Annotated in this window: 20 protein-coding genes and 1 tRNA gene; 7 read left to right on the top strand and 14 right to left on the bottom strand. The window is 58.5% G+C overall.

The annotated features are described in order from the left end of the window. The 14 genes from selA to AACX78_RS14015 form a co-directional block, all read right to left on the bottom strand. Complete coding sequence (selA, locus tag AACX78_RS14080; RefSeq protein WP_159166588.1) at positions 1-1,470, bottom strand: L-seryl-tRNA(Sec) selenium transferase; 1,470 nt, start codon at positions 1,468-1,470, stop codon at positions 1-3. A gap of 317 nt (positions 1,471-1,787) precedes the next feature. Continuing rightward, positions 1,788-1,879, bottom strand: a tRNA-Sec gene (locus tag AACX78_RS14075). A 213-nt stretch (positions 1,880-2,092) separates the two neighbouring features. Continuing rightward, positions 2,093-2,584 carry a hydrogenase maturation peptidase HycI gene (gene hycI / locus AACX78_RS14070; protein WP_159166587.1) on the bottom strand — a complete coding sequence of 164 codons (492 nt, stop codon included), beginning with the start codon at positions 2,582-2,584 and terminating at the stop codon, positions 2,093-2,095. Then, on the bottom strand, positions 2,584-2,997 hold the full coding sequence (locus AACX78_RS14065) for a formate hydrogenlyase maturation HycH family protein (RefSeq protein ID WP_159166586.1): 414 nt from the start codon (positions 2,995-2,997) through the stop codon (positions 2,584-2,586). Before AACX78_RS14065 ends, hycI begins: the two co-directional genes overlap by 1 nt. After that, entirely contained in the window at positions 2,990-3,805 is an 816-nt protein-coding gene (locus AACX78_RS14060) for an NADH-quinone oxidoreductase subunit B family protein (RefSeq protein WP_005301886.1), read from the bottom strand. Before AACX78_RS14060 ends, AACX78_RS14065 begins: the two co-directional genes overlap by 8 nt. Further along, positions 3,805-4,362 (bottom strand): formate hydrogenlyase complex iron-sulfur subunit, encoded by a 558-nt coding sequence (locus tag AACX78_RS14055; protein WP_159166585.1) that lies wholly within the window; start codon positions 4,360-4,362, stop codon positions 3,805-3,807. Before AACX78_RS14055 ends, AACX78_RS14060 begins: the two co-directional genes overlap by 1 nt. A 9-nt stretch (positions 4,363-4,371) precedes the next feature. After that, a complete protein-coding gene (locus AACX78_RS14050; protein WP_159166584.1) occupies positions 4,372-6,090 on the bottom strand; it encodes a hydrogenase large subunit in 1,719 nt (572 codons plus the stop codon). A 65-nt stretch (positions 6,091-6,155) separates the two neighbouring features. Then, on the bottom strand, positions 6,156-7,109 hold the full coding sequence (locus AACX78_RS14045) for a respiratory chain complex I subunit 1 family protein (RefSeq protein ID WP_159166583.1): 954 nt from the start codon (positions 7,107-7,109) through the stop codon (positions 6,156-6,158). A 1-nt stretch (position 7,110) separates the two neighbouring features. Further along, positions 7,111-8,994, bottom strand: coding sequence for a hydrogenase 4 subunit B (hyfB, locus tag AACX78_RS14040; protein ID WP_159166582.1), 1,884 nt, complete (start codon positions 8,992-8,994; stop codon positions 7,111-7,113). Next, complete coding sequence (locus tag AACX78_RS14035) at positions 8,994-9,674, bottom strand: 4Fe-4S dicluster domain-containing protein (RefSeq protein WP_159166581.1); 681 nt, start codon at positions 9,672-9,674, stop codon at positions 8,994-8,996. Before AACX78_RS14035 ends, hyfB begins: the two co-directional genes overlap by 1 nt. Before the next feature lie 552 nt (positions 9,675-10,226). After that, positions 10,227-12,095 (bottom strand): low affinity potassium transporter Kup, encoded by a 1,869-nt coding sequence (gene kup, locus AACX78_RS14030; protein WP_159166580.1) that lies wholly within the window; start codon positions 12,093-12,095, stop codon positions 10,227-10,229. Positions 12,096-12,707: 612 nt separating this feature from the next. Then, a complete protein-coding gene (locus AACX78_RS14025; RefSeq protein WP_159166579.1) occupies positions 12,708-13,733 on the bottom strand; it encodes a ParA family protein in 1,026 nt (341 codons plus the stop codon). 12 nt (positions 13,734-13,745) lie between these two features. Beyond that, the gene (locus tag AACX78_RS14020; protein WP_159166578.1) at positions 13,746-14,291 is read right to left on the bottom strand and encodes a hypothetical protein; all 546 of its coding nucleotides are present in this window, start codon (positions 14,289-14,291) and stop codon (positions 13,746-13,748) included. A 16-nt stretch (positions 14,292-14,307) separates the two neighbouring features. After that, on the bottom strand, positions 14,308-14,613 hold the full coding sequence (locus AACX78_RS14015; RefSeq protein ID WP_159166577.1) for a hypothetical protein: 306 nt from the start codon (positions 14,611-14,613) through the stop codon (positions 14,308-14,310). A 146-nt stretch (positions 14,614-14,759) separates the two neighbouring features. Here AACX78_RS14015 and AACX78_RS14010 point away from each other — a divergent pair, with 146 nt between their 5' ends. The 7 genes from AACX78_RS14010 to htpG all read left to right on the top strand — a co-directional run bounded on the left by AACX78_RS14010 (position 14,760) and on the right by htpG (position 24,378). Continuing rightward, positions 14,760-15,374, top strand: a complete 615-nt coding sequence (locus tag AACX78_RS14010; RefSeq protein WP_043138358.1) for a 4Fe-4S dicluster domain-containing protein — start codon at positions 14,760-14,762, stop codon at positions 15,372-15,374. Between the two features lie 135 nt (positions 15,375-15,509). Beyond that, entirely contained in the window at positions 15,510-17,654 is a 2,145-nt protein-coding gene (gene fdhF, locus AACX78_RS14005) for a formate dehydrogenase subunit alpha (protein WP_159166576.1), read from the top strand. 82 nt (positions 17,655-17,736) lie between these two features. Further along, complete coding sequence (locus AACX78_RS14000; RefSeq protein ID WP_159166575.1) at positions 17,737-18,135, top strand: hypothetical protein; 399 nt, start codon at positions 17,737-17,739, stop codon at positions 18,133-18,135. Positions 18,136-18,493: 358 nt separating this feature from the next. Beyond that, positions 18,494-20,608: a sigma 54-interacting transcriptional regulator gene (locus AACX78_RS13995; RefSeq protein ID WP_159166574.1), complete on the top strand. Its 2,115-nt coding sequence runs from the start codon at positions 18,494-18,496 to the stop codon at positions 20,606-20,608. Between the two features lie 12 nt (positions 20,609-20,620). After that, complete coding sequence (gene fdhD / locus AACX78_RS13990; protein ID WP_087755561.1) at positions 20,621-21,445, top strand: formate dehydrogenase accessory sulfurtransferase FdhD; 825 nt, start codon at positions 20,621-20,623, stop codon at positions 21,443-21,445. A 199-nt stretch (positions 21,446-21,644) separates the two neighbouring features. Then, positions 21,645-22,247 (top strand): recombination mediator RecR, encoded by a 603-nt coding sequence (recR, locus tag AACX78_RS13985; RefSeq protein ID WP_021139174.1) that lies wholly within the window; start codon positions 21,645-21,647, stop codon positions 22,245-22,247. A 217-nt stretch (positions 22,248-22,464) separates the two neighbouring features. Further along, the gene (gene htpG / locus AACX78_RS13980) at positions 22,465-24,378 is read left to right on the top strand and encodes a molecular chaperone HtpG (protein WP_159166573.1); all 1,914 of its coding nucleotides are present in this window, start codon (positions 22,465-22,467) and stop codon (positions 24,376-24,378) included. Positions 24,379-24,426: the final 48 nt, after the last annotated feature.

Below are 24,426 nucleotides of genomic sequence, written 5' to 3'. Positions count from 1 at the left end.
TCAGGACTCCTCTGTAGCATTGATCGAGGCAGGTAGCAGCAGCTCGTGAAGCTGGGCGATCAGCAGTTCCATTTCAGTCGGCAGCAGGGTGGCCATATTGAGCAGCACCTTCTGCTGGCGTACCGTGGCAATCACCGGCACCTGCAGTTCCCGCAGGGCATCGAGCAACTGCTGGGCCGGACGTGGGTCGGTGCACTCCAGCGCAGGGGCCGGATAAAACTCGTCCGGCAAGGTGCCGCCGCCCACCACCAGCTGGGCGGGGACCGGCACAAAGCAGCCGGGCAGGGCGGCCATCAGCTGATCTGCGCGAGCCTGCATGGCGGCAGGGTTGCTTAAAGTGCGCTGGGCAATGCCTTCGCCGATGGGGGATTTGTTGAGCTTGTGGATGAGCAGGCGCTCTAACAGGGAGTAGACGATGCGGCTCGGGCGGAAGGTGCGCATCATGGGGTGTTTTTCCAGCCGCTTGATGAGATCGGCGCGGCCGCTGATGATGCCAGATTGCGGGCCCCCCAGCAGCTTGTCGCCGGAGTAGCAGACCAGATCCGCCCCCGCCTTGATGTACTGGCGCACCGAGGTTTCGTCCGGCGCAAACTCCTCTGTGGTCAATCCCGAGCCCTGATCTACCGCCAGCACCACGTGTTCTGGCAGGGCGCGGGCCACTTCGCCAATATCGGGGGATTCGGTAAAGCCGCGAATGGCGAAATTGGATTTGTGCACCATCAGTACCAGCGCGGTCTGATCGGTGATGGCATCGAGGTAATCCCGGGCTGTGGTGATATTGGTGGTGCCCACCTCCACCAGTTTGGCGCCGGAGAGCGCCAGAATATCGGGAATGCGAAAGCCGCCACCAATCTGGATCTGTTCGCCGCGGGAGACGATCACCTCGCGCCCCTTGGCCACCTCCTGCAGCAACAGGAAGAGGGAAGCTGCGTTGTTGTTGACCACCAGCGAATCCTCGGCCTGGGTGAGGCAGCCGAGCAGGGGCGCGATCAGCCCCTTGCGCCCGCCGCGCTTGCCGGTGGCGAGATCCAGCTCCAGATTGTTGTACCCGGTGTTGAGGTCGCGTACCTCGTCCCACAGCTCGCGACTTAGCGGCGAGCGCCCCAGATTGGTATGAACAAGGGTGCCGGTGGCATTGATCACCCGGGTCTGACGCTGGCGCAGCAGCAGCTGGCAACGCTTGGCAATGAGTGCCTCGATTTGCTCGGGGGCAACCCCGTGCTGGCGAAACGCCTCGCTCTGGCGCAGTTCGCTCAGAACATCGCGCACCGCCAGGGTCACCAGCGGGCGGCTCAGTGCATCGATAAACCCGGTGAGAAAGGGTTGCTGCAGCAGCTGTTCCACTTGTGGCAGACGGCGCGCTTGTTGCTGGCTGGGCTGTGGCTGTGAATCTGGCTGTGAATCGTCGGCAGCCGGACCGGATGAGGGCTGGCGGTGGGAGATGGCTGGCGCGTGAGACGGGTTCGGCATGGGATTACCAGTGCAGTGCGTGGGTTTGATATGCACACCGGTTTGCCGATAGAGAGGCCGAGCTGACGGGTTATGGCACTGCTGGCGATTTGCGGATGACTGCAAACTGGGTGCATCAATGAGCGGGTATAAATTAATGCTTCATCGATGCTGATAAATTAATTTTTGGCCAGCGAGATAACCTGAGTTCGGATTATATTGGCAAGCGGCAAGCACCTTTTATTAAGGTATTATTTCAAACATATTGAACAAGCGATAAAACATAAATATCAGACCGATAAAGATCGGCGAGATGGTATTTGTTCAATAGGTGAATTTGGCGGAAGAGGCAGGAATCGAACCTGCCAAAGCCTTCTCGGCTCACATCGGTTTTGAAGACCGAGGAGGCCACCAGACCCCATCAACTTCCGTAACGGCCGCCATTTTGTGGCAAATTCCTGTGACTGGCAACGCTTTTTTCATCATAAAAAAGCGAGGGTTAGCGATTTTTTGAAAAATTCAAAGAACCTTGTTTTATATCAAGTTCAGCACAATTAGCCCGATGTTTTTAATTTAACATCGGGCCTCGTTCACATTGCCAAAAGCGTCAGTCAATAACGGTCGTTAACAACTCGATAAATAGTTATCGCTTGGCGTTGGCAATATTCCACTGTGCCAGATGCTTTATTAACAAACTGCTATCTTTGGCATCCTCAAGATGGCCATAGAGATAATCCATGGCCCCGCTCACCATCTCGGTCATCGGGAAGGAGAACGCGACGATGGCCGGTTGCACCCCGACAAAGATCACCTCGGGGACAAAGGTTTTGAGCTCGTCGATCAAAAAATTGAGCGGCATATTGTGTGTCGAGAAGATAAACATCTCGGTGATGGTCTCGGGGGGGATCACCTGCAGGGTGCCCGCCTTCTCGCCGATCTCGGCGGCATCTACCAGCACCACCCGCTCCGGTTGCAGCTCCCGCACCTTGTAGACCACATTTTCCGGCGCGATGCCGCCGTCGATATGGATCCAGCCGGACAGGGGGGCGGCTTGCAGTTTGTCGGCAAGATAGGGGCCGGCACCGTCGTCCCCCATCATGGCATTGCCCACGGTCAACACGAGATTGCAGCCCATCAGCGGCTCCTTACCATCAGGTACATGTGGGGGTCGTTATAGAGGGCGGTGAGCTGATCCATAAAGGTGTTGGTCCAGCCCAGCTGCTGCTCATCGAGCACATTGTCGGCTTTGCGCAGTCGGTCGAAGGCGCAGGCCAGCATATGGCAGTGCTCGCGATAGATGGTGATCTCGCCAAAGGTGAGAAATCCCTCCATCTTGCGGCGGGCCTCGCTGCCGGCTGGCAGCTTGGCTACCCAGTCGCGATAACCGGTCAGCGAGCAGACCAGGTCTGCTCGCAGGCAATCGACGATGCCGAGGTGATGGCCGATGGCGAGGCTGTAGTACATCACCTCCCTGGCCTCTTCCGGCACGTCGAACTGCTCGTCGACGAACTTGCGGGAGAGGCGGTAGAAAAAAACCTCGTCAGCCATGCACCGCCTCTCCCTTGCCGGCCGCCCGGTTAAGGCAGGCGTTTGCGAGGTTGTTGACGATCTCCGCCAGACGCGGGTCGTCGTGCTGATCGAGGTAGCTCTGGATGCGCAGATCCACATCCTGCTGGGTCGCCCCTTCGAGCAGGGCCATAAACTCGTCGGCGATGATCCGCCCCTGACGATAACCGGCCATGCGGCGCGCTTCGCGCTCGATCATCACCCGGATTTCGTTGGGGATGCCGGTGTGGCGCAACTCGACCCGCTCACCCGGTTGCACCTCGTGGCTGGTGGCTTTGAGTTTCTGTTCCAGCAGACCGAGCGCCACGGCAAAGCCGTAGATGGTGGCTGCCGGAGTGGGCGGGCAGCCCGGTATATAGACATCCACCGGTACGATTTTGTCGGTGCCGCCCCAGACGCAGTAGAGATCGTGGAAGATGCCACCGTCACAGCCGCAGGCGCCGTAGGCGATGCAGATCTTGGGATCGGGCGCCGCCTCGTAGGCGCGCAGGGCCGGTACCCGCATCGCCCGGGTCACCGCGCCGGTAAAGAGCAGGATGTCGGCGTGGCGGGGGGAGGCGACCACCTTGATGCCGAAACGCTCGGCATCGAACAGCGGGGTGATGGTGGCGAAGATCTCGATCTCGCAGGCGTTGCAGCCGCCGCAATCGACCCGGTAGACATAGGCCGAGCGGCGAATGTCCTTGAGCAGGGTCTTCTTGAGTTTGGTGATCTCGGGATCCTGTGCCAGCGGCACGGCGCGGGTATGGGCATGGCCGACAACCGGTTCTATGCCTTTGATCTTGCTCATCACATCCACTCCTTTTGTGCGGCCATCGGTGTGGCTATCGGTGTGATCAGGGCCGAGTCAGGCTGGCTCAGCATGCTCTGTTTTCGTTTGCAGTCGGGGCAGTGGTGCAGCCTTTCCGGGGTCGCTAGCGGCGTGCCCGCCTGCTTGAGGGTGTCCTCCACCAGCGCCACCAGTTTTCTCGGGGCAAAGTAGGTGCCGCACAGGGTGCAGGGGGCCAGCGCGAAGCGGGCCTCCTCATAGAGATCCGCCTTGTTGGTCACCGCCAGCTCGAACTCGGGGGAGAGGGCGATGGCGCGGGTCGGGCAGACCTCTTCGCAGCGGCCGCAGAAGATGCAGCGCGCCATGGAGATCTCCCAGCGTCGCTCGCCGGTCTCCATATCCACTTCCATCACCAGCGCGTTGGCCGGGCAGGCCTTGGTGCAGGCGGCGCAGGCGATGCACTGATCCGCCTGATATGTCGGTTTGCCGCGAAAATCCCGGTTCACCTCGTAAGGGGCGAAGGGGTACTTGGCGGTCGGTGTGCCAGCCTTGAGGATGGTCTTGAACAGCTTGATCATGATGACCCCTTACTTGAGCGGAGAGTTTTTGCGGTCGATACCGTAACGCTCGATCTCCTTGTAGGAGACCACGGTGGACTTGCCCTTCTTGGGGTCGACCAGGGTGACCCGATCGGTACAGGAGTAGCAGGGATCCAGACTGCCGATGATCAGCGGCGCATCGGCGACGGTATTGCCACGCAGCATGTAGCGCAGGGCGGGCCAGTTGGCGTAGGTGGCGGCGCGGCAGCGCCAGCGGAACAGCTTCTGGTTATCCCCGGTCATGCTCCAGTGGACGTTCTCGCCACGGGGCGCTTCGGTAAAGCCCAGAGCAAACTTGCCCGGCTGATAGGTGAAGCCTTCGGTGAGCAGCGGTCCTTCCGGCAGGTGCTCAAGGCCGAACTCAATCATGTCGAGGGAGTCGTAGAGCTCGTGGATGCGCACCAGCACCCGGGATTGCACATCGCAACCCGCCTTGGTCTGGATCTCCATCGGCAGCTCGCGGTAACCGGCAAAGTCGTGGACCCGGCGCACGTCGCGCTTGAAGCCGCTCGCCCGCACCATGGGGCCGACGCAGCTGAAATCGCGGGCAATCTGTGGCTCGAGCTTGCCGATACCGATGAGGCGGGAGGAGATGTTGGCGGTATCCAACAGCATGGCCACCAGGGGTTTGAGCTCATCACGCAGTTCGCGCACCAGCTGGGCACCCTTGATGCGATCTTCCTTGAAGATGTCGCGGCGTACCCCGCCAATCAGGTTGAGGCCGTAGGTCTTGCGGGCGCCGGTCAGCAGCTCGGCCAGGGTCATGGATTTTTCCCGCACCCGGAAGAACTGCATAAAGCCGGTGTCGAAACCGGTGAAGTGGCTCGACAGGCCGATGTTGAGGATATGGCTGTGCAGGCGCTCCACCTCCAGCAGCACGGCGCGGATCATCTTGGCCCGCTCCGGCACCTTAATGCCCATGGCGTTCTCCACCGAGGTGGTGTAGGCGACGCTGTGGGTAAAGCCGCAGATGCCGCAGACCCGGTCGGTCAGAAACGCCACTTCGTTGTAACCCATGCGGGTTTCGGCCAGCTTCTCCATGCCACGATGGACATAGAAGAGGCGGTAGTCGGCATCGATGATGTCTTCGCCATCGACGAACAGACGGAAGTGGCCCGGTTCATCCGAGGTGATGTGCAGCGGGCCGACCGGCACGATGCGGTTGGCATCACTGCCGAGTTCGTTGACGAAGGGGTAGGTCTCGGTGTCGGTGGTGGGCATCGGGCGCTGGCGATAATCCATGGCGTCCTTGCGCAGGGGGTGGATATCCTCCGGCCAGTCGTCAGGCAGTACCAGACGACGTTCGTCCGGCAGGCCGATGGCGCGCAGGCCGTACATGTCGCGGATCTCCCGCTCGCCCCAGACCGCCGCCGGAATGGTCGGAGTGATGGAGGGGTACTCCTGGGTATCGGCATCTACCAGCACCTTGACGGTGATCCAGCACTTGGTGTCGCCCTCCATGGAGAAGACGTGGTAGACGGCGAAGTGGCCGTTGAGGCTGCGCTCGTCATTGGCAAAGGAGAGCGGAAGCCAGCCCCCCAGCTGGTGGAAGATCAGGCTGGCCGTCTCGACCAGACTGGTGGGCTTGACGGTCAGGGTGGCCTGATCGGCGGTCTGCCACTGCTCGTCGATGATGGCGTGGGGCAGTTGCTGTCGCAGTTGCTGGATATAGTCGCAACCGATGCGATCCGAAATGGCGATGGTCATGCAGTTCTCACTTTAAATTCGCAAATGATGAAATCGAAAAAAGCAGCTGTGATGGCGGACATGAGTTATACCCCGACCAGATAGGCGAGCAGCGCCAGCAGGGCCAGCCCCAAGCCATAGCGGGTGAGCTTGTGGGTGCGCACGAACTGGGTGCGGGCCATGGAGTTCTCGATGATGCCCGCAAGTCCAAAGGCCACCAGCAGCTTGCAGGCGAGGATCAGCGCCGCACCGATGAGCGCGGGCAGACTCCAGTTGGTCGCCTTGCCGAAGGGGAGGAAAATCACCAAAAAGAGCTGCACCACCACCAGTTGTTTGAGGCCCATGCTGAGCTTGAGCAGGGCCAGCCCCGCGCCTGAGTACTCGGTGAGCGGCCCCTCCTGCAGCTCCTGCTCTGCCTCGGCGCAGTCAAAGGGCAGCTTGCCCATCTCCACAAACACCGCGAAGGCGCAGGCGGCCCCCGCCAGCAGAGTAGCGATCGGCGCGGCCAGCGGCTGGGTGGCCACATAGCTGCTGATGTTGCCCAGATCCGAGCTGCCCACCATCATCGCCATGATGAAGCAGGTGAGCACCAGAATGGGCTCCACCAAAATCCCTAAGGTCAGCTCGCGGCGGGCACCGATCCCGGCAAACATGCTGCCGCTGTCCAGCCCCGCCAGGGAGAAGAAGAAGCGGAAGATGGCGAACAGGTAGATGTCGGTAATGAGATCCCCGGCGATGGGAAAGGGGGACTCGTGGGTCAGGGTCGGCAGCGCCATCGCCACCAGCAAGAGGGCTGCGATCAGCAGCGCCGGCATCAGGTTGAAGATGATGCCGGCAGGCTCGGGGGTCACTTCCTGACGGCGCAGGAGCTTCCCGATATCCCGGTAATCCTGCAGCAGGCCCGGCCCCTGACGGGAGTGCATTTTGGCCCGCAGCACCCGGTTGAAACCGGTGGCCAGCGGCGCCAGCGCCAGCATGGCGATGGCCTGGGTCAGGGCGAGGGCAACCATGCCCCAGCTCGGCATTTCAAGAACAGGCATATCAGACTCCTACAGCCATCAGGATAAAGAGCGCCAGCACCAGGCCGTGCAACAGCCAGCCCGCGGCAGAGGGAGACGCGCTCACCCCGTGCAGAGCAGTGGCCAGATCAAGCTGGGGCTGTTTGCGATAGAGCGGCGCGCAGAGCTGGCGCAAGGTGTGGGTGACACTGCCGGAGGTGAGGCTCATGCGCTCCTCATAGGCGTAACCGCAGGCCCACGGCGTGCCAGCGTGACGACGACCGAGCTTGGGCCCCTTGAAGATGGCCACGACCAGCAGCGGGATCAGGAACAGACCCAGCAGGGTGATGGCAATCACCGGCGGGGAGAGGATCGCCTGTGAGCTGTCGAGCGGCAGCAGGGTCGCACCAGTGGCCACGTTCATTTGGCCCATGAGGTGAGAAGAGACGAGCGCCTGACCGTAGCCGCTGACAAAGGGGGCAATCCAGGGGGCGCCCAGACCCAGCACCAGACAGACGGCGGCCAGCAGCAGGGTGCCAGCCACCATGGCATTGGGTACTTCGCGGGCCTGACTCGCTTTTTCGCTACGCGGGGCGCCGCAGAAGCAGATGCCATACACCTTGACGAAACACATCACCGCCATGGCACCCGTCACCGCCAGCATCACTACCGCCAGCGGGGCGACGACGGAGGTGCCGAGCTTGGTCATGGACAGGAGCGCCTGATAGATAAACCACTCGCTGACAAAGCCGTTGAGCGGCGGCAGCGCCGAGATGGCCATGGCGCCGATGAGGAACGCCAGCGCGGTCCAGGGCATCAGCTTGGCAAGGCCACCCATCTTGTCCATGTCGCGGGTGTGCAGGCGGAACATCACTGAGCCTGTGCCCATAAAGAGCAGGCTCTTGAAGATGGCGTGGTTGAGCAGGTGATAGAGGGCGCCGAGCAGCCCCAGCACCACCAGCGCCGATTGCTGGTTGGCGATGCCGATCATGCCGATCCCCATCCCCATCAGGATGATGCCGATGTTCTCTACCGTGTGGTAGGCGAGCAGCCGCTTGAGATCGTGCTCGGCCAGCGCAAACAGCACCCCGAGCACTGCCGAGCAGGCACCGAAGATCAGCACCATGTAGCCCCACCAGAGCTGGCTGGCGCCAAGAAAATCGATGCTGACCCGCAAAATGCTGAACAGACCGAGCTTCACCATTACCCCGGACATCAGCGCCGAAATATGGGAGGGGGCAACGGGCTCGGCCACCGGCAGCCAGCCGTGCAGCGGCACGAAACCGGCGCGCAGGCCAAAGCCGCAGAAGCTGAGCAGGAAGACCAGGGATGCCAATGCGCCCGCCAGATGGTGCTCACGCAGCGCGGCGAACTCCAGCGAGCCACTGTCGCGGCAGAGCACCCAGAAGGCCACCAGCACCAGCGCCATGCCGATATGGTTCATCACCAGATAAAGGCGGCTCTGTTTGGCGGCATCCGGGTTGGTCTTGACCAGCCAGTAGGTGGTGAGGGTCACCAGCTCGTAGCAGAGCAAAAAGCCCAGTGCATTGTCGGCCAGCACCATGCCCACCATGGCGAACAGGAAGAGGTTCATCAAGACGCCAATGGCCACATCCCCCTTGCCCTGATATTCGCGAATATAGGCAAAGGAGTAGAGGGAGACAGCCAAGCCCACAAGCGTGATCACCAGCAGCATCAGTGCAGCGAGCATATCCAGATGGACCGAGCCCAGCAGCCAGATCTGGCCGTCGATGGGCGCATCTTGGGCCAGCGCCTTGATGGCGGCAACCACACCAGCCAGCGAGCCCAGCAGGGCGAAGCCACTATTGAGACGGTTTGCCAGCCAGGGCTGCTTTTGCAGCAGCAGACCGGCCACCGCGCCCAATAGGAAGAGCATCAGGGTGCTCATAACAAGGGGGGACAACATCAGCAGGATCCCTCAGTGATTGAAGCGTCGGGTGAAACAGGTGCAGTCGTGGCGGTCGAGCAAGCAGAGGCCGAGAAGGCGGGGGAACCTTGCGGGTGGGCATTGGCCGCTTGCAGACGACGGTCGCGGGCGGCGTTGGTGCAGGCAGTGTCGTTGACCATGCTCAGTGATTGGGAGGGGCAGGCACTGACACAGGCGGGGCCTTCAGCGCGAAATTCGCAAAGGTCACATTTGACCGCAATGCTGCGCACCCCGGGCTCCCAGCTCAGCAGATCCTCGCCAAAGCAGCGCAGGCCGGCGGAGGTGGAGGGATTGCTGGAGCGGATGGAGCAGGGGATATAGGTGTCGTAGCTGTTGGCCATGGCCACCGGACGGCTGCCGCCGCTCTGGATGGCACCAAACGGGCAGGCCACTGCGCACAGGTTGCAGCCGATGCAGAGCGACTCGTTGAGCTGCACGCAATCGCTGGTCTGGCGAATTGCCTCGACCGGGCACACCTTGATGCAGGGGGCATCGTCACAGTGACGGCACTGAACCGGCATGGTCGCCTGCTCGTGTCGCATAACGGTTAATCGGGGGGCTTGCTGCAAACCTTGCGCCTTGTGTACTTCACTGCAGGCTGCCATACAGGTGCCACAGCCGATACACAGCTTGGGGTCAGCGATAACGAAGCGGTTCATAGCCTACCTTGTCGTGTCGCGAACGGAGAAAGTAGGGGCAGGTTGGCAAGATACGGGCCAGAATGGTTTTTACGGATAAATTGGTTTTAAGTGGCTGTTTTTAAATGAATAAAAATCTTTATGTGGTTGGGGTGAAGCGCTGATGTGGCTGTCGAACTGTGACGTTCGTCACTTGTGACGAAGCCGCCCGGAGGGTTCGTCACCCCCGAAAAACGGTATCGACACGGCTGAATGCGGGGTCGTGACAAGGGACGAAAGGGTGATTCGTCTGCGCTGTTCGGATAGAGGCGCCTGTTTTGAAACCGTAGGTTCGATTAGCGAAGCGTAATCGGACGCACGAGAACGCAAATATATCGACAGTATGCCGGGAGCAGGGTGCAAAGAACGCAGTGAATTTCACCGTTTGCAGCCATATGCTCGTCGTGGTTTGCTCCCTTCTCCCCTTGCGGGAGATGGGGATGAGGGGGCCGGTAATTGGGGTTAACGGAAAAAAAGAGGGAGGCCAATGCCTCCCTCTCTCTTGCTGGCCTTCTTTATGCCCTCAGAACGCCATCAAATATCCACCTGCGAGCCCAGCTCGATCACCCGATTGGGCGGGATCTCGAACTGATCCGGTGCGCGCAGGGCGTTGCGCTGCAGCAGCATAAACAGCTTGCCACGCAGGTAGAGATACCAGGGGCGTTCCTTCATGATCAGTGACTCGTGGGCCATAAAGAACGAGGTTTCCATCATGCGACAGCTCAGCCCCTCGGCGTTGCAGCGGTGGAAGATCTCCTCCATGTTGGGGGTCTCGCGCCAGCCGTAGCTGGCCACCACTCGCCAGAAGGTGGGGGAGAGCTGCTCGATGCAGACCCGGCGCACGTTGTGGACGTAGGGCACATCCTCCACCCGCAGGGTGAGCAGGATTATCCGCTCGTGCAGCACCTTGTTGTGCTTGAGATTGTGGAGCAGCGCATGGGGGATCACATTGACCACCCGCGACATATAGACGGCGGTGCCCGCCACCCGGGTCGGCGGGGATTTTTCCAGCGAGGCGATCATGGGCTCGAGCGAATTGCCGTGCTCGTTCAGGCGGCGAATGAGCTGGAAGCGCTCGCTCTTCCAGCTGGTCATCAGGGTGAACATGACGGCGCCCAGGGTGAGCGGCAGCCAGCCACCGGAGAAGATCTTGCCCAGGTTGGCGGCAAACAACGGCACGTCGATGGCCAGCAGCAGGGCGAACAGGGCAGCCACCAGATAGGTGGGCCAGTGCCAGCTGTTCTTGGCCACGGAGCAGAAGAGGATGGAGGTGAGCACCATGGTGCCGGTGACGGCGATGCCGTAGGCCGCTGCCAGATTGCTGGAGTGCTCGAAGCTCATGATGACGATCACCACGGAGATATAGAGCATCCAGTTGATGACGGGAATATAGATCTGGCCGGACTCCTGCTCGGAGGTGTGAACGATGCGGATGGGTGAGAGATAACCGAGCCGCACCGCTTGCCGGGTGAGAGAGAAGACCCCGGAGATCACCGCCTGGGAGGCGATCACGGTCGCCATGGTCGCCAGCACCAGCAGCGGCAGCAACGCCCATTTGGGGGCGAGCAGGAAGAAGGGGTTGGCGATGGCCGCCGGGTTGTCCAGCAGCAGGGCGCCTTGCCCGAAGTAGTTGAGCACCAGGGAGGGCAGCACCACCACAAACCAGGCGAGCCGGATCGGGTTCTTGCCAAAGTGACCCATGTCGGCGTAGAGCGCCTCCACCCCTGTGATGGCCAGCACCACGGCGCCGAGGGCAAAGAAGGACGTGGTCTGGTACTCGGCGAAGAAGCGCAGCGCCCAGACGGGGTTGAGTGCCCCCAGCACCTCGGGATTCTGGATGATGCTGCGCAGTCCCAGCACGGCCAGGGTCAGAAACCAGGTGAGCATGATGGGGGCGAACAGCTTGCCCACCATGGCGGTGCCATGTTTTTGAATGGCAAACAGCAGGGTCAGCACCAGCACCGAGAGCGGCACTATATAGGGGTCGAGGGAGGGGGCCATCAGGCTCAAGCCCTCGATGGCTGACATCACCGACATGGCCGGGGTGATCACCACCTCCCCATAGAAGAAGCTGCCGCCAATCAGCCCGAGTATGATCAGCACAGGCGTCCAGCGGGGAGAGGCGTTGCGGGTGGCCAGCGACATCAGGGTGAGAATACCCCCTTCACCGGCGTTGTCGGCCCGCATCACGAAGGAGAGGTACTTGACCGAGACCACCAGGATCAGCAGCCAGAAGATGAGGGAGAGAAATCCCAGGATGACGGCGGGTTCGGCCCCGATCCCGAATTGACCCGACAGGCACTCTCGCAGGGTATAGAGGGGGCTGGTGCCGATATCACCATAGACCACGCCAATCGCCGCCAGCATAACGCCGGGAGTGGCTTGTTGTTTATCACAGTTCATGAGTTCATCTTGTCAGTTTGATGTTTACACGTTTGCCAACGCACAGCTGCCCGACCTACCAAGAGAGTCGTGATATTTAATCGGGAGAGAATTAATGGATTGCGATGGGAAAGGGCGCTAACGGAATAGTGATCTGCTTGTCATGGAACACAGTCTGTTCATCTGTCATTAAGCTTATAATGACACACACTCTGCGGGACTATGCTCAGTTATAAATAATCAAAAGTTCAATTTGAGTAAGAGAATTAATTATCCGGCGATTGAAATAGGCCGCGACAATGCAGGCAACTGTTTGTTTTATCTAGCGAAGTGGTTTGGCTACTCTCTTTTACCAAAATGGATAATAAATAGACGATAAAGTAATCACTAATTAAATGCTGGCAGGATGGCAAAGGGGATGCAGTTGGGCCGCGATGTCGTCTTTATTCGCCAGAGGGGAAGGTAGGGTGCAATGAACGAAGTGAATTGCACCAAGTATTTAAATAGGTAAGAGGTGCAATGCGCTGTGCTTATTGCACCCTACGATACTGACAATTCGAAATAGATGTGTGGCAGTTCAACTAGAGTAAGAAAGCACATCAAAATTGATGTGCTTTCGATCATGGAAATGCCTTACATAGTTAAAGCTCTTACATCTTTAGCAAGCTTTTCAAAAGTTCTATCAAAATTATCACGGCTCTCTGTCATTACACTTAAAACTGTACCGGTTTGCTCAATTTGTGTCTCATCAAGAGCAAATACTGGGATATTGTGCTTCTGCGATTGAGCGATAAGAGAGTTGAAATCAGCAATATTTGCGATATTGAATGCTTCATCTGAAGTTACTTTTGATGTAAATTCAGATTTAGTTACAGTCATTCCCTGCTTCATTAAAGCAGGTTGTAGTTTTTCAATAACTTCACTATTAATTATATCGATCCATTTTTGGAATGATTTGACTGGAGCACCATTTCTTGGTCTATATTTTTGAGAAATAAAACCAATGAATTTTGGCGGTGTTGTTGGGAATGGATAAATCAAACTTGGGTCTCTAAACGGATTAATCTCTACATTCCATCTAGGTACTACATTTGTAAGTGAGCGAATTGCTTGTGCGCAGAAAAAATCTGGTGCTGTTGGTACAATGAAGTAGTTACTTGACATGAGTAAACATTCGTTCAGTGAGCCAACACTTGGGCTCATATCAATAATAACATAATCAAAACTATGTTTATCCGCTGTAGCCCTTAGAAATGCACCGATGCTACCAGGTATATTTCTGATTGCTGGAATGGCCGTGCTTGTTGTAAGTGACACACTTATTTGTGTCTCTACTTCAGAGAGTTCTAAATTTCCACATAGCAAGAAAAGATTCTTGTTTGGTGTTTGGATGGGCTCTGCTGGTATAACTTTTCCAAGTGAGCCATCAATTACTGGTTTTATACATGAATGAATATCACATGACGGATTGTTTTTATAAAAATCATCCATCTCACCGATAGAGTTGTAACCTAACACTAGCGCTGTTAGGTTGCATTGTGGATCTGCGTCAACAACTAGAACTTTATGTCCCATTGTTGCCAGTTTCCAACCTAAGTTGAAGGTGGTAGTCGTTTTGCTAACGCCACCCTTATGATTAAATAACGATATTATTTTCATAACAAGCCTCTATTATTTCATGTCTTTATTAATATTGTCAGCTACTACATCTAGACGCTTAGTAATTCCATTGCTACTTTGAGGCTTTATTGCGGTCCCACCAATATCCTCAAAAATTGATCTACATAACCCTCTAGTACTAAGATGCGGGATGTATATAACCTTACAATTGCAGTCTATTTTATTTGCGTATTTTAATACTAACAGTGAAGCTTTTGCATTTTTTCCACAGCAGATGATATAATCGGTAGTATTCTCAATGTCGTTTGATAACCGGTTTAGGTTATCTTGATCTAGGACTTCCAATAGTGTTGGTTCAGAACGACCAGTTCCATTTTTTCCTTTAAATTCTATTTTCCCCCAAGCATTAGCTATTGTTATTTTTCCTCGTTGAAAATCCGTATGACTATATTTTTCTCTTAATTTAGAAAGTAAGTATTCTAGATGTTCCCCTGTCACCCCGCTTGCAGGTTTATTAAGTTCTTGTTCTTTTTTACCTGGACAGGATAATACAATCGTAATTTTTGACTCAGAACCTTTTTCGTAATGGGCTGACATACATTTCCCTGTAAGTTTAGATGTATATAAGTCTAAAACTTGTCAGCCGATTAGGCTGGCGTAACAATATTTCAATGGCAGTGGTTGCCAACTGAAGCATGATACCCAATCGGGTAAGTGGTAAAAAGGGCGATCTGCGCGAAATCTGGCCAAGATCAACAAATCGGTTATTGATGGGCGCGTTTTTGTGCGCGCTAGCTAAAAAAGCGCAGGGTGGTACCTCTTTATCAGCCAGTGTCGACCTCGTCACTTTTGTCATGTCGAGCAGGGCGCTGGCCCCTTCGTCACCCTCGTCAGTTGCGGCTAATACCGTCTTCACCATCCAGATTACCTCTTTATTTTCATTGGCTTGTGATTTTATGACGGCCATATGCCCGTGTTGGTCTGATAAATGCTTTGTGGGGGCTGGCCGCCTCTTTGCCTGTCGGCGGGCGGCCCGGTGTAACGAACCATTTAGGATCCCTCTCTATGAACAGCTTCGTGATTGCAGATCCCAGTCTTTGTATTGGGTGCCGTACCTGTGAGGTGGCCTGCGCCGTGTCACACCAGTCAACGTCCTGCGCGGGTACCGTTGAGCGGGAGGGCGGCCTGCGTCTTGCCATCGAGGATGGACATCTGGTCTCCAAGGACAGCTATTTCCAGCCGCGCCTGAAGGTGATCGTCGGCAGCAAGGTGACCACGCCTGTGCTGTGCCGCCAGTGTGAAGACAAGCCGTGTGCCGTGGCCTGCCCCAACAATGCCATTGTCAGCGAGGATGGTTGCGTCAAGGTGCTGCAGGCGCGCTGCATCGGCTGCAAATCCTGCGTGGTGGCCTGTCCTTACGGTGCCATGGCGGTGGTGGTGAAAGAGGTGGCGCCCGCTGCCGATGCGCTGTTCAAGCGCCCGCAGACCAAGGCGCAAGCCTTGAAGTGCGATCTCTGCCGTCACCGTGAAGCGGGCCCGGCCTGTGTCGAGGTGTGCCCGACCCAGGCGCTGCGCTTGGTGACCCCGGAGTCCCTCGGCGAGCTGAACCGCCAGAAGCAGTTGGCCAGTGCCGAGGCGATGGCGGCCTGCCAGCGCCAGCCGGTGTTGGCACAAGGGTAATGCATTGGATGGCGTGCGCAGGCCCCTGCTGGCCGCCGCTTGCGCCTCTGTGCGCTCTACCCCTGACAAGCCATTTTCGTTAAAGGCCTTTTATCGTTAACAGCCTTTTACCGTTAACAAACAAGAGTGTGAGTCATGAAAAAAGTCATTACCGTCTGCCCCTATTGCGGCACCGGTTGCAAGATCAACCTGCTGGTTGAAAACGACAAGGTGGTGGGGGCCGAAGGCGCCAACGGCCGGACCAACGAGGGGCAGCTCTGCCTCAAGGGTTATTACGGTTGGGATTTCTTGAACGACACCAACCTGCTGACCCCCCGTCTCAAGAGCCCGATGATCCGCCGCGAGCGCGGTGGCAAGCTCGAATCCGTCTCCTGGGATGAGGCGATCGACTTTGCCAGCAGCCGTCTGTCTGCCATCAAGGCGAAGTACGGTGCCGACGCCATCATGACCACCGGCTCGGCCCGTGGCCCTGGCAACGAAGCCAACTATGTGATGCAGAAATTTGCCCGCGCTGTGCTGGGGACGAACAACGTCGACCACTGCGCGAGGGTGTGACACGCACCCTCAGTCTCCGGTCTGGAGACAACTGTAGGCAACGGCGCCATGAGCAACGCCATTCCCGAAATTCAAGAGACCAAGTGCCTGCTGGTGTTTGGTTACAACGCTGCTGACTCTCACCCCATCGTCGCCCGCCATATCCTCAAGGCGAAGGCGAACGGGGCCAAGGTGATTGTGTGTGATCCCCGCATGGTGGAAACCGCCCGTATCGCCGATCAGTGGCTGCCGCTCAAAAACGGATCCAATATGGCGCTGGTCAACGCCTTCGCCAACGTGTTGATCAGTGAAGGGCTCTACAACAAGGAGTTCGTCGCCAACTACACCGAGGGGTTTGACACCTTCAAGGCCACGGTCGCCAAGTACACCCCGGAATATGTCGAGGGGATCACCGGCCTCAAGGCCGCTGATATCCGCGCCGCCATTCGCACCTATGCCGCCTCGCCTGCTTCCATGATCCTGTGGGGCATGGGGGTGACCCAGTACGGTCAGGCGGTGGATGTGGTCAAGGGGCTCGCCGGAATTGCGCTACTGACCGGCAACTTCGGTCGCCGTGGCACCGGCTGCGGTCCGGTGCGCGGGCAGAACAACGTGCAGGGCACCTGTGACATGGGGATGCTGCCGCACCAGTTCCCGGGTTATCAGTCGGTGGCCGATCCGGCTATCAGCGCCAAGTTCGCCAAGGCGTGGGGCGTTGAGTCGCTTTCCCAGAAGCCCGGCTACCGGCTGACGGAGCTTGGCCACAAGGTCGAAGAGGGCAAGTGCAAGGCCTTCTACATCTTCGGCGAAGATCCGGCCCAGACCGAGGCCGACCTGGCCCAGTTCAGGCGCACCCTGGGTGGCATGGATCTGGTGATAGTGCAGGACATCTTCATGACCCAGACCGCCGAGATGGCGGATGTGATCCTGCCCGCCACCAGTTGGGGCGAGCACGAGGGGGTTTACAGCTCGGCGGATCGCGGCTTCCAGCGCTTCTACAAGGCGGTCACTCCCCCTGAGAACGTGAAACCGGACTGGGCGATCTTCTCGCTGATGGCCACCGCCATGGGGTATCCCATGGAGTATCGCGACACCCAACAGATCTGGGACGAGATGCGCGCCCTTTGCCCGCTCTACACCGGGGTCAGCTACGACAAGATAGCGGATCTCAAGAGCGTGCAGTGGCCTTGCCCGACCGAGGATCACCCGGGCACCAGCACCCTGTTCGAGGGGAATGTGTTCACCACCCCGAGCGGCAAGGGTCAGCTGATCGCCTCCGAGTGGCGTGCGCCGCTGGAGCAGCCTTGTGCTGAGTATCCGCTGGTGCTCTCCACCGTGCGGGAGGTAGGGCACTACTCCTGCCGCTCCATGACAGGCAACTGCTCGGCGCTGCAGACCCTGGCCGATGAGCCCGGCTATGTGCAGATCCACCCGAGCGATGCGCAAAAGCTTGGGGTGAAGGATCAGGCGCTGGTGTGGATCTCGTCGCGACGCGGCAAGGTGATCACTCGGGCCAACTACAACGAGCGGGTCAACGCCGGTGTGGTCTACATGACCTACCAGTGGTGGATCGGGGCGTGCAACGAGCTGACCATAGAGCACCTTGATCCCGTCTCCTACACCCCGGAGTACAAGTACTGCGCGGTGAAGATTGAGCGTATTGAGGATCAGCCTGAGGCGGAAGTGTACGTCCAGACTGAATACAGCGCGCTCAAGGCGAAATTGCGCAGCGCCGCCAAGGGGTAATCGTCGTTAAATAAAGTGGATCCAGGCTCTGTTCACAGGGCCCGGATCCCCTCATCCTTTTTTCAGCTGGCAGGTGTCCTTCATGAAAAATGAATTAACTCTCTCATTCGGGATCTTTTATGTTTCCGCTTATTTTATGGTGATGTTATTGGGGCTGGTCTGCTTCTGGTGGCACGATGAGTTGATATTTCTGCTGGGGTTCGGTTTCTTCGGCTGTTTTATCGCCGCGCGCATCGCCATGGGCGCTGTGCTGGCGGCGCTGAGCGTGCAGGCGGCCTGGCTGATAGCCTTTCTCTCCACCACCCTGGTCAACGGCCTGCTGATGTGTCTGATGACGCTGACCATCTACCTGACCCATCAGACCGTCTCGGCAGAAATAGCCGACAATATCAGTGGGTTATTGATTGCATTTCAACTTCTGTCGGCCGGTTTCATCCTGGGGGGGCTCAAGCTCTATCACTACCAGATCATCTCCTCTTGACCCTGGCAACATGGAGGCTGTTTGGTCACGATATGCAGCGAACGGTACCGATAGTGCGGCTCTGATATCGCTGTGGCGATAATGATGTTTCGATAGTGGCGCAATATTGACAGTCGATGTTGACATATTTCAAGATGGTGAGTGGATATAGGCCAAGGCTAGCTTGGTTGTAATGCCAGTGGCACTACTTTATTATGCGTCAGCCAGTGCGGCGCTATTTCAAAGTATGTTAGTTTTTATAATTAAGCGTTAAGTTTTTAAAAATTAATTATAACATCTGACGAATATGGCTGACGCTGTGCTTACCGTCGTGGCTGACTGCAATCTTTTACCCATATAGATGTAACGTGAGGCCAGAATGCTGAATGTGAGTGCCATTCCGTTAACCGACATCTCACCCATCTGGGATGACGGCTTCCTCTCCCTCTCCAAGAACCTGCTCTCCGCCGTCACCCTGGATGATTTCATCAAGAAGCTGAACCGGATCGACGCCTGCTTCGCCGGTGTGACCCGGGTCAACCTGATCCTCAATCTGGGGGCGGGGGAGGAGGCCCTCTTCTACTTCATGGGGGATAAGGGCCCCAAGCACCTGGTCTGCGCCAAGGCCGATCTCTATTTCTCCAGGGAGCAGGCCATAGTGCTGCCCGTGGCCCGCTTTCACAACCGCTGCGAGTTGCTGGCGGCGGCCGGGGTGTATGAGGGGCTGCAATCTTATTGCCAGCTGCCCATCACCACGGCCCGCAGCCATCTGGGGGGGGTGGAGTTTATCAGTCCGCAGGCTAACGCCTTCCCGATGGAGACCCTGGCCAAGCTGACCCAGCTGGCGGCCATCGTCGCCATTGCGCTCGAAAACGTGCTCGACAAGGAGCGTACCCTGGAGCAGGCCAACTCCCTGCGTCTGGAGCGCGACAGCTGCAAGATACTGGTGGATGTCACCAATGCGGTGATTAAACTGGTGCGCATCGCCGAGCTGCCGAGGAGCCTCTTCTCCATACTGCAGCACCACTTCGCTATCAGCAGCCTGTGTCTGGCGGAGTACAACGCCACCTCCGACAGCTTCAAAAGCTATCTGGTCAATCAGCACCAGAGCGATCAGCCCGGCATCATCAACCACTCCTGTTTCGAGAAGAACTGTCTGCAGGGGGTGCTCGGCCATAGCGAGCCCTTCTTCATCTATCGGGAGCAGGGCCACGGTTGCGATTCGAGCTGCCGCTTCAGCACCCAGATACTGCCGGCCGATGCGGACAGCTCCTGCATATTGCCGCTGCGCTATCGGGGCAATCTGCTGGGGGTCTTGATCCTCTCCCACCCGGATGCCGATTTTTTTGCTGACATCGACATCTCCCTGCTGGAGCAGGTGGCGGCCCGCACCGCCATTGCCATGAACAACGTGCAGGCGCAGCAGGAGATCTCCAACACCAACGGCGCCCGCGAGAAGACGATCCGGGTGGCGGAGCTCGAGCCCAACGCCGATTTTTACAGCATCATCTATCAAAGCGCCGCCATGGAGAGCGTGCTGGAGAAGGTGAAACTGGTGGCCCAGAGCGATTGCTCAGTGTTGATTTTGGGGGAAACCGGCACCGGCAAGGAGCTGATCGCCCAGGCCATCCATCGGCTGAGCGATCGCCGCGAACAGAAGATGGTGAAGGTGAACTGCGCCGCCATTCCCACCGGCCTCATCGAGAGCGATCTGTTCGGCCACGAGAAAGGGGCCTTTACCGGCGCCCTGACCCAGCGCATCGGCCGCTTCGAGCGGGCCCACAAAGGCACCCTGTTCCTCGACGAAGTGGGAGACATGCCGCTGGACTTGCAGCCCAAGCTCTTGCGGGTATTGCAGGAACACGAGCTGGAGCGGGTCGGCAACAGCAACCCCATCGCCATCGACGTGCGGCTGGTGGCGGCCACCAATTGCGATCTGCTCTCCATGGTCAAGAACAAGCGCTTCAGAAGCGATCTCTACTACCGGCTCAACGTCTTTCCCATCGAGTTGCCGCCCCTGCGCGAACGGCGCGAAGACATACCGCTCTTGGTCAACTTCTTCATCAAGAAGATCGCCAAGCGGATGCGCCGCAACATCACCTCGATCCCGGCCGATGCCATGAAGATGCTGGTGTCGCTCCCCTGGTACGGCAATATCCGCGAGCTGGAAAACATCATAGAGCGCGCCGTGGTAATGACCCGGGGCCATGTGCTCAACCTCTCCCCGGATGAACTGATGCCGCTCAAGGGCTATCACAAGATAGAGACCCTGGTCTATGACGAGCCCGAGCAGGCCTTGTTCAAGGGCGGCAACGGCCAGAGTGACGGTGTGGAGGACGAGCGCCAGACCATCATAGACACCTTGCGCGAATGCAACGGCATAGTTGCGGGGGAGCGGGGCGCCGCCAACCGGCTCGGCATGAAACGCACCACCCTGCTGTCGAAGATGAAACGGCTCGGTATCTCGGCGAAAGCCCCCCAGACCCTCAACTAAGGGGCACCACAGATGTTGCTCGAACTCGATAGCGATACCCCGCAGGCGCTTTGCGCCCACCGGGAGGTGGTCCATTACCAGCGCGACGGTGTCACCACGGACAGCGCCATGCAGCTGCCCTGCGAAACCCCGGTGGCGCTGGTTTACAACGGCATCGCCCACAGCGTCATGATGTGTTCGGCCGCCGATCTGGAGGACTTTGCCATCGGCTTTTCGCTCTCAGAGGGGATCATCGACGGCCTGCAGGACATCCACGATATCGAGCAAGTTGACGGCTGTCAGGGGATCGAGCTGCATATCACCCTGGCCAACCGCTGCGTTCATCGTCTCAAAGAGAAGCGGCGCACCCTGGCCGGGCGCACGGGGTGCGGCATCTGTGGCAGCGAAAGCCTGGAGCAGGTGGTGCGCACCTTGGCGCGGCTGCCGGACAGCCAGCGCTTCGAGGTGACCCTGATCGACAAGGTACTGGCGGCGCTGCGGCCCTTGCAGTTGCTGGGGCAGAGCACGGGCGCCACCCATGCCGCCGTCCATGTGGACGGGGAGGGCAATATTCTCGCCATTCGCGAGGACGTGGGGCGCCACATAGCGCTCGACAAGCTGGTGGGGCACCTGCAGCGCACCGGTCGGCGTGACGGCGCCATCCTGGTGACCAGCCGCGCCAGCTTCGAGATGGTGCAAAAGTGCGCCAGTGCCGGCGTGGAGATCCTGCTCGCCATCTCGGCCGCCACCGAACTCGCGGTCGAGCGGGCGGAGCAGACCGGGCTCACCCTGGTGGGCTTTTGCCGCCCCGGCCGCGCCGAGATCTACAGCGGTCGTCAGCGCATCGGGCTGGGGTAGTAGTGCAGCCATGGATGCCGGGTTATCCGATCGGTGGTTTGCGAGGGTTGGCAGGCACAAGGCCATTGGCGGACGGGGGGCGGCTCGGGTATAGTCCTGCGCCAACAAGATTGGTTCGGCCGGGCGAAGCGCAACCCGTACCCACAAGGGGTGCCTGAGGTCGCCGCCCGCCGACACAGCGTCAAAGGATACTTAGCCCATGAAATTCAGCCCCCTGCTGGATGAGATGATGAAGGCCCTGCAGGTGCTGCCGGGTGTCGGCCCCAAGTCGGCCCAGCGCATGGCCTTTACCCTGCTCGAGCGCGAGCGCAGCGGCGGCTTGCGTCTGGCCCAGCTGCTCAACCGGGCGCTGACCGAGATAGGCCACTGCAGCCACTGCCGCACCTTCACCGAGAATGCGCTTTGCGAGATCTGCGCCAATCCCAAGCGCGAAGAGAGCGGCTTGCTGTGTGTGGTGGAGAGCCCGGCGGATGTGGCTGCCATCGAACACACAGGTCAGTTCTCCGGCCGTTACTTCGTGCTGATGGGGCACCTGTCCCCCCTCGATGGCATCGGCCCCGAGGAGCTGGGGCTGGAGATCCTGGAGCGGCGTCTGAAGGCGGAGTCCATCAGCGAGCTGATCCTGGCCACCAACCCCACCATCGAAGGGGACGCCACCGCCTGGTATATCGCCGACATGGCCCGCACTGCCGGGGTCAAGGTGAGCCGGATTGCCCATGGGGTGCCGGTAGGGGGCGAGCTGGAGCTGGTGGATGGCACCACCCTCTCTCATTCCTTGATGGGGCGTCAGCCTCTTAATTGAGTCCGCGTCAGCCCCTGAACTGAGTCCGCGCCAGGCTCACTGTTTCTCAAACCCGCTTCGGCGGGTTTTTGTTTGGCGGCTGTGCGGCACATCGTGGGCGTTGGCGTAAAAATCGCCATTCGCACTGCCAAGATATTTTTCCCCCTTGAAATGGGGATCCACGGCCCCATCTTGTATCAGGAATATGTTCAACCCGAATCGCCTGAGGATAGTGTCGATGACCCAAAGCGTTCATGCCGAAACCCACGGGTTTCAGACTGAAGTCAAACAACTGCTGAGCCTGATGGCCCACAGCCTCTACTCCAACAAAGAAGTGTTCCTGCGCGAGCTGATCTCCAACGCCTCCGATGCGGCGGACAAGCTGCGCTTCAAGGCGCTTTCCGATGCCTCTTTGTTTGAAAACGACGGCCAGTTGCGCGTTCGCCTGGTGGTTGATAAAGAAAATCGGACCCTGACCATCTCTGATAACGGTATCGGTATGACCCGTGATCAGGTGATCGAGCATCTGGGCACCATCGCCAAGTCCGGCACTGCCGAGTTCTTCAAGAACTTGTCCGGTGATCAGGGCCGCGATTCCCAGCTGATCGGTCAGTTTGGTGTGGGCTTCTACTCCGCCTTCATCGTCGCCGACAAGGTGACAGTGGTCTCCCGCGCCGCCGGTACTGCTCCAGAGCAGGGCGTGCAGTGGGAATCGGAAGGGGAAGGCTCTTTCACCGTGGCCGATGTGACCAAGGAAGGCCGTGGTACTGACGTCATCCTGCACCTGCGTGCCGAAGAGGAAGAGTTCCTCGACGACTGGCGTCTGCGCGCCGTGGTTGCCAAGTATTCCGACCACATCAGCGTGCCGGTGGAGATGTTCAAAGAGGGCACCCCGGATCGCGAAGAAGATGGCGAGACCGTCGTCGGCACGCCGGGCGAGTGGGAGCAGGTCAACCGCGCTACCGCACTCTGGACCCGCAACCCGAAAGAGATCAAGGACGAGGAGTATCAGGAGTTCTACAAGCACGTTGCTCACGATTTCGAAGATCCGCTCTTGTGGGGTCACAACCGGGTGGAAGGGGCGCAGGAGTACACCAGCCTGCTCTACGTGCCGGCCCGTGCACCGTTCGATCTCTACAACCGCGAGCAGAAGCACGGCCTGAAGCTTTACGTGCAGCGCGTCTTCATCATGGATGACGCCGAGCAGTTTATGCCGACGTATCTCCGGTTTGTGAAAGGGGTGCTGGATTCCAACGATCTGCCGCTCAACGTCAGCCGTGAAATTCTGCAAGACAACAAGGTGACCGTCTCCCTGCGCAAGGCCTGCTCCAAGCGGGTGCTGACCATGCTGGCCAAACTGGCCAAGGATGACGCCGAGAAGTACGCCAAGTTCTGGAGCGAATTCGGCAATGTCTTGAAAGAAGGCCCGGCCGAGGATTACGCCAACCGCGAAGAGATCGCCAAGCTCTTGCGCTTTGCCAGCACGGCGGGCGACGGCGAAGCCCAGACCGTCTCTCTCGAGGATTATGTTGGCCGCATGAAGGAAGGCCAGCAGAAGATTTACTACATCACCGCTGACTCCTACGCGGCCGCCAAGAACAGCCCGCACCTCGAGATCTTCCGCAAGAAGGGCGTCGAAGTGCTGCTGATGTGGGAGCGTGTGGACGAGTGGCTGATGAGCCACCTGACCGAGTTCGATGGCAAGCAGCTGGTCTCCGTCACCCGTGGCGAGCTGGATCTGGGCGATCTGGAAGATGAAGCCGCCAAGCAGGCGCAGATCGATGCCGAGAAGGCCAACGCCGGCCTGGTGGAGCGGGTCAAGACCAGCCTGGGTGAAGCGGTGAAAGAGGTACGTGTCACCCACCGTCTGACCGATTCGCCGTCTTGCATCGTCACCGATAACCACGGCATGAGCACCCAGATGATCAAGCTGATGCGTGCCGCCGGCCAGCCGGTGCCGGAGCAGAAGTACATTCTGGAGCTGAACCCGGATCACGCTCTGGTGAAGAAACTCGACACCATCGAAGACGAGGCGCTGTTTGGCGAGTGGGTCACCCTGCTGCACGAACAGGCCCAGTTGGCAGAGCAGGGCGGTCTGAATGATCCGGCGAGCTTCGTCTCCCGTATCAACCGTCTGCTACTCCAGGCATGATGTTTCGGCCCACTGCATGCAGTGGGCTTTTTTTATGTGGCGCTTGTC

Origin of the sequence: Aeromonas sp. 9A (assembly GCF_963900955.1) — a bacterium.
In the GTDB taxonomy this organism is placed as follows: domain Bacteria; phylum Pseudomonadota; class Gammaproteobacteria; order Enterobacterales; family Aeromonadaceae; genus Aeromonas; species Aeromonas salmonicida.
The sequence above is the reverse complement of the archived record's forward strand: the minus strand, read 5'-3'. Positions and strand labels throughout refer to the sequence as shown.

Excerpts from the sequence above, each read along its gene's own strand:
- selA (WP_159166588.1), bottom strand. The coding sequence starts at position 1,470 with ATGCCGAACCCGTCTCACGCGCCAGCCATCTCCCACCGCCAGCCCTCA.
- hycI (WP_159166587.1), bottom strand. The coding sequence starts at position 2,584 with ATGGGCTGCAATCTCGTGTTGACCGTGGGCAATGCCATGATGGGGGAC.
- AACX78_RS14065 (WP_159166586.1), bottom strand. The coding sequence starts at position 2,997 with ATGGCTGACGAGGTTTTTTTCTACCGCCTCTCCCGCAAGTTCGTCGAC.
- AACX78_RS14060 (WP_005301886.1), bottom strand. The coding sequence starts at position 3,805 with ATGAGCAAGATCAAAGGCATAGAACCGGTTGTCGGCCATGCCCATACC.
- AACX78_RS14055 (WP_159166585.1), bottom strand. The coding sequence starts at position 4,362 with ATGATCAAGCTGTTCAAGACCATCCTCAAGGCTGGCACACCGACCGCC.
- AACX78_RS14050 (WP_159166584.1), bottom strand. The coding sequence starts at position 6,090 with ATGACCATCGCCATTTCGGATCGCATCGGTTGCGACTATATCCAGCAA.
- AACX78_RS14045 (WP_159166583.1), bottom strand. The coding sequence starts at position 7,109 with ATGCCTGTTCTTGAAATGCCGAGCTGGGGCATGGTTGCCCTCGCCCTG.
- hyfB (WP_159166582.1), bottom strand. The coding sequence starts at position 8,994 with ATGTTGTCCCCCCTTGTTATGAGCACCCTGATGCTCTTCCTATTGGGC.
- AACX78_RS14035 (WP_159166581.1), bottom strand. The coding sequence starts at position 9,674 with ATGAACCGCTTCGTTATCGCTGACCCCAAGCTGTGTATCGGCTGTGGC.
- kup (WP_159166580.1), bottom strand. The coding sequence starts at position 12,095 with ATGAACTGTGATAAACAACAAGCCACTCCCGGCGTTATGCTGGCGGCG.
- AACX78_RS14025 (WP_159166579.1), bottom strand. The coding sequence starts at position 13,733 with ATGAAAATAATATCGTTATTTAATCATAAGGGTGGCGTTAGCAAAACG.
- AACX78_RS14020 (WP_159166578.1), bottom strand. The coding sequence starts at position 14,291 with ATGTCAGCCCATTACGAAAAAGGTTCTGAGTCAAAAATTACGATTGTA.
- AACX78_RS14015 (WP_159166577.1), bottom strand. The coding sequence starts at position 14,613 with ATGGTGAAGACGGTATTAGCCGCAACTGACGAGGGTGACGAAGGGGCC.
- AACX78_RS14010 (WP_043138358.1), top strand. The coding sequence starts at position 14,760 with ATGAACAGCTTCGTGATTGCAGATCCCAGTCTTTGTATTGGGTGCCGT.
- AACX78_RS14000 (WP_159166575.1), top strand. The coding sequence starts at position 17,737 with ATGAAAAATGAATTAACTCTCTCATTCGGGATCTTTTATGTTTCCGCT.
- AACX78_RS13995 (WP_159166574.1), top strand. The coding sequence starts at position 18,494 with ATGCTGAATGTGAGTGCCATTCCGTTAACCGACATCTCACCCATCTGG.
- fdhD (WP_087755561.1), top strand. The coding sequence starts at position 20,621 with ATGTTGCTCGAACTCGATAGCGATACCCCGCAGGCGCTTTGCGCCCAC.
- recR (WP_021139174.1), top strand. The coding sequence starts at position 21,645 with ATGAAATTCAGCCCCCTGCTGGATGAGATGATGAAGGCCCTGCAGGTG.
- htpG (WP_159166573.1), top strand. The coding sequence starts at position 22,465 with ATGACCCAAAGCGTTCATGCCGAAACCCACGGGTTTCAGACTGAAGTC.